At 72.5% G+C, this 4,504-nt stretch carries 5 protein-coding genes and 1 pseudogene; 3 read left to right on the forward strand and 3 right to left on the reverse strand.

Features of this window, described 5'->3' with window-relative positions; all coding sequences use genetic code 11:
- The 3 genes from AC1DU6_RS21110 to AC1DU6_RS21120 all read right to left on the reverse strand — a co-directional run.
- The coding region (locus tag AC1DU6_RS21110; protein ID WP_477859367.1) for an ATP-binding protein at positions 1-561 on the reverse strand (561 nt) is incomplete at its 3' end.
- A 52-nt stretch (positions 562-613) separates the two neighbouring features.
- Positions 614-1,894, reverse strand: coding sequence for an ATP-binding protein (locus AC1DU6_RS21115; protein ID WP_477859369.1), 1,281 nt, complete (start codon positions 1,892-1,894; stop codon positions 614-616).
- Positions 1,891-2,625 (reverse strand): response regulator, encoded by a 735-nt coding sequence (locus AC1DU6_RS21120; RefSeq protein WP_457321392.1) that lies wholly within the window; start codon positions 2,623-2,625, stop codon positions 1,891-1,893. Before AC1DU6_RS21120 ends, AC1DU6_RS21115 begins: the two co-directional genes overlap by 4 nt.
- Positions 2,626-2,770: 145 nt before the next feature.
- On the opposite strand from AC1DU6_RS21120, the gene AC1DU6_RS21125 reads away from it, so the two are divergent.
- The 3 genes and pseudogenes from AC1DU6_RS21125 to AC1DU6_RS21135 all read left to right on the forward strand — a co-directional run.
- Positions 2,771-3,217, forward strand: a complete 447-nt coding sequence (locus tag AC1DU6_RS21125; protein WP_477859371.1) for a DUF2147 domain-containing protein — start codon at positions 2,771-2,773, stop codon at positions 3,215-3,217.
- Positions 3,214-4,341, forward strand: a complete 1,128-nt coding sequence (locus AC1DU6_RS21130) for a cytochrome c biogenesis protein/redoxin (RefSeq protein WP_477859373.1) — start codon at positions 3,214-3,216, stop codon at positions 4,339-4,341. Before AC1DU6_RS21125 ends, AC1DU6_RS21130 begins: the two co-directional genes overlap by 4 nt.
- Before the next feature lie 7 nt (positions 4,342-4,348).
- Positions 4,349-4,504: pseudogene (locus AC1DU6_RS21135) on the forward strand (diaminopimelate epimerase); the annotation flags it as partial.

The raw sequence follows: 4,504 nt of genomic DNA on the forward strand, positions 1-4,504 counted from the left end.
GCTCAGCGGCGCCAGGCCGAGGCTGCGCGCGCCCTGGCCGGCCAAGCCCGCGAGCGCCGCGCGCAGCGGGTGGGCCGGGCCCAGTTCACCGCCCCGCCAGCTCAGGCACAACAGCACCCGGGTGCCGGCGATGCGCCGGGCCAGGAAGCGCAGCAGGTCCAGCGTGGCGCCGTCGGCCCAGTGCAGGTCCTCGAACACCCAGACCCGCGGCCGGCGCGTCAGGCGCGCCACCTCCAGCAGGGCGGCAAACAACTCGGCGGCCGGTGCGCTGCGCCGCAGCAGCGCCGCGATCTCACCGGGTAGTCGCGGCAGCATGTCCAGCAGCGGCCCCAGCGGCAACGGCGTGATCAGCGGCTCGCAGGCGCCCCAGGCCCAGTCGATGGCGCTGCCGCCGGCGCGTTCCGCGGCGCGCAGCAGCCGCGTCTTGCCCATGCCGGCATCGCCTTCGAGCAGCACGCAGCGGCCCTGGCCTTGTGTCGGGTCGGCCAAGGCGGCCAGGTCGGCGCGCAGGCCTGCGAGCGCGGCATCGCGCTCCAGCAGCGGCGGCTCGGGCAGTGGCATGGCGCCAAGCTTGCGCCGATTTGGCGGTCGCGCGCTTCCTCAAGATGCAGGGTCAGCCCTCCTTAACCGGCAGGCTCAGCCGCGCCTCCAGGCCACCACCCTCGCGCGGCAGCAGTTCCAGCGTCGCGCCCAGCGCCTGCGCGAGGCGCTGCGCAATCGCCAGGCCCAGGCCGGTGCCGCCGCTGGCGCGGTTGCGCGAGGCCTCCAGGCGCACAAAGGGCTGCAGCGCGGCCTGGCGCTGGTCGGCCGGGATGCCGGGGCCGCGGTCCAGCACGGCGATGCGCAGCTGGCTGTTGTCCAGCGTGACGACCACCTCCGCCGCGCCGGTGAACTTGACGGCGTTGTCGACCAGGTTGCCGACAACGCGGCGCAGCGCGCGTGGCCGCGTCGTCACCGGCGCAAGGGAAGAGGGCGCTTCAAGGCTGACTTGCTGGCCCGCGTCCTGGCCGTCGCAGACCAGGCCGTCCAGCAGCGCGACGAGGTCCACCGCCTGCGGCGCTTCCTCGGCCGCATGCGCACTGGCCGCGTAGTGCAGGCCCTCGGCAACCAGGCCGCGCATCTCGTCGATGTCGGCCAGCAGCTTGTCGCGCGTGTCGGTCTCGGCCAGCAGTTCGCTGCGCAGGCGCATGCGCGTCAGCGGCGTCTGCAGATCGTGTGTGACGGCGGCGAGGATTTCGGAGCGCTCGCGCAGGTGCCCGGCGATGCGGGCCTGCATGGCATTGAAGGCGCGCGCTGCGGAGGCCACCTCGCGCGGGCCTTCTTCGGGCAGCGGCTGGGCGGCGAGATCGGCGCCGAGGCCATCGGCGGCATCGGCCAGGCGGCGCAGGGGCCGCGTCGCCAGCCTGACAGCCGCCGCGCCGCACAGCGCCAGCACGGCGATCTGCGCGACCAGCAGGGCCAGCGTTGCGCCGGACAGCTTCAGCCGTGGCGGCTGGGCGCGCAGCGTCAGCGCGCTGCCGTCGGCCAGCGTCAGCGCGAACACCAGTTCGCCATCCGGCCTTGCACCCGCCGTGCCGATTCGCGCCGAACCCAGCTCCGCGGCCAGCGTTTGCGTGAGAGACAGCGCCAGCTCGTCGGATGCCAGGGCGTCCTGCGGCGCGCCGAGTTCGTAGCGGTAGTTGGGCCGCGCCAGTCTCGGCAACCAGGCGGCACGCTCGGCCTCGGGCAAGCGGTCGAGCACGGCGACGGCCGTGGCCACATCGCGGCCGAGGTAGGCGTTGAGCATGCGGCCCATCACCTCGCCGCGCTCGGCCAGCCAGGCCAGGCTGGCCAGGCCATAAGCCAGCAGCAGGCCGGCGATCAGCAGGCCGGCGATGCGGCTGGCCAAACTCATTCCACGGCCTCGACATCCGCGCAGAACACATAGCCCTCATTGCGCACCGTCTTCAACAGCCGGGCCTCCTTGGCATCGTCGCGCAGGCGGCGGCGTAGGCGGCTGACGAGCAGGTCGATGGAGCGGTCGAAGGGGTCGGCGTCACGCCCCTGCGTGAGGTTGAGCAGCTGGTCGCGGCTGAGGATGCGCTGGGGGTGGTCCAGCAACGTGCGCAGCAGGCGGTACTCGCCGCCGGTCAGCGGCACCAGGGTGCCGGCGCCGTCCAGCAGATGGCGGGCCGCCGTGTCCAGCACCCAGTCGTTGAAGGCCAGACGCCTGGCCTGGCGCTGCGGGCTTGTGCGCGGTGGCAGCTGGCGGGTACGGCGCAGCACGGCGCGGATGCGGGCGAGCAATTCGCGCGTCGCAAAGGGCTTGGCGAGGTAGTCGTCGGCGCCCATCTCCAGGCCGAGCACGCGGTCGGCCTCATCGCCGCGGGCGGTCAGCATCAGGACGGGCAGGGGCTCGACCTCGCGTGCGCGGAGGTCGCGGCACAGCGACAGGCCGTCCTCGCCGGGCAGCATCAGGTCGAGCACGACGAGGTCGATTGGCTCGGCGGCCAACACGGCGCGCATCTCCCGGCCCTGCGTCGCCGTGCTGACGCGATAGCCCGCGGCGCGCAGGTAGTCGGCCAGCAGCGTGAGCAGCTGGCGGTCGTCGTCGACGAGCAGCAGATGGTCGGGGCGCGGGTCCATGGCGGCCACGATAGCGGACGGGACCCGCTGTTTTGTATCGCTCTTTGTCTGTGCGGCCGGCGCGTGTCCACCGGCGACACATCGACATCGCGGTGATACCGCTGCCGTCTGCAATGGCACCTCCTTCACTACTGACGAGGTGCTCATGCGAAACCTTCTGCTGATCCTCCTGCTCGCGGCCGGTGCGGCCCGTGCCGATGCCGACCCGCGTGGCCTGTGGCTGACGGCCAGCGGCAACCTGGAAGTGCGCGTCGCGCCCTGCGGCGCGGCCCTGTGCGGCAAGGTGGCGCGCGTCATCGCCAACCAGTCCATGAGCCGGCCCGGCGAGGCGATGGCGGCCGATGCCCAGCCGGCCCAGGAGGGCATGGACATCCTCAGCGACTTTCTGCCCTCCGAGCGCGAGACCCAACCCGATGGCCGCAGCGCCGTCACCGAATGGYGCGGCCGCATCTTCAACCGCGAGAACGGCAAGACCTACGACTGCCTGATGTCGCTAGGCCCGACCGGCGAGCTGAAGCTGCGCGCCTATGTCGGCCTGCCGTTGTTCGGCAGGACCCAGGCCTGGCAGCGTGTGCCGGRAGCGTCGCAATGAGCGCCGTGCTGCCCGTGGCGGCTGCGTTCGGTGCCGGCCTGGCGACCGTGGCCAGCCCCTGTGTGCTGCCGCTGTTGCCGGCGCTGCTCGGCAGCAGCCTGGGGCCTGCCGACCGGTGGCGGCGGCTGCTGGTCGTGCTGGGCTTTGTCGCGTCCTTCAGCGCACTGGCCCTGGCCTTTGGCGCCTCGGCCAGCGTGCTGGGCCTGTCGGCCGGTGCCTTGCGCGATATCGCGGCCGTGCTGCTGCTGGGTTTCGGCCTGCTGCTGGTCTGGCCGGCGGGCTGGGAGCGGTTGTCGCGCCCGCTGGGCCGTGTGGCCGACTGGGCCCAGCGCTTCGGTCATGGTGGCGGGCGGCTTGGCGCCCTGGCACTCGGCGCCAGCCTGGGCGCGCTGTGGACGCCCTGCGCTGGCCCGGCCCTGGCCAGCATCCTGGCCTTGGTCGCCAGCGCCGGTGATTCGCAGCAGGCGGCGGCCCTGCTCATTGCCTACGCCGTCGGCGCCGGCGGGCCGATGCTGGCCGTGGYCTATGGCGGCCAGCGCATCGCGCAGGGCCTGCGCGCCTGGTCGGGCCGGTTGCGCCGGGGGTTGGGCCTGCTCGTCATGCTGATGGCGGGGGCCAGCCTCGCCAATGTCAGCTCCACCTGGGTCGCGGCTCTGGCCGGGCCGGCCGAGTCGGCACAGGGCCAGGTGATTGGCAAGCCCGCGCCCGAGATCGCCACCACGGGCGCCTGGATCAACAGCCCGCCGCTGACACTGCAGGCCCTGCGCGGCAAGCCCGTGCTCGTCGACTTCTGGACCTGGGACTGTGTGAACTGCCTGCGCAGCGTGCCGGTCATCGAACGCCTGCACCAGCGCTATGCGGCGCGCGGCCTGGTCGTCATCGGTGTGCACACGCCCGAGTTCGCCCATGAGCGGCCGCTGCAACGCGTGCAGGCCGCCGTGCGGCGGCTGGGCCTGCATTACCCGGTGGTGCAGGACAACGATTACCGCGTCTGGAAGGCCTTTGAGAACCGCTACTGGCCGGCCGCCTGGCTCATCGATGCCAAGGGCCGTGTCGTCTATCGCCACGAGGGAGAAGGGGGCGAGGCGGAGCTTGGAGCTGCCATAGAGAAGGCCTTGCGATAATCCCCTCATGAGATTGCGCTTCACCAAGATGCACGGCGCGGGCAATGACTTCGTCGTCATCGATGCGACGAAGCAGCCCTTCGCGCTGACGCCCGAGCAGATGCGCCTGCTCGGCGACCGGCGCTTTGGCGTCGGCTGCGACCAGATCCTCGTCATCGAACCC

The sequence above is a fragment of the Roseateles sp. P5_B10 genome (assembly GCF_056400485.1).

Bases quoted from the DNA above. Each gene is read 5' to 3' on its own strand.
- AC1DU6_RS21120 (WP_457321392.1), bottom strand. From the start codon at position 2,625: ATGGACCCGCGCCCCGACCATCTGCTGCTCGTCGACGACGACCGCCAG.
- AC1DU6_RS21115 (WP_477859369.1), bottom strand. From the start codon at position 1,894: ATGAGTTTGGCCAGCCGCATCGCCGGCCTGCTGATCGCCGGCCTGCTG.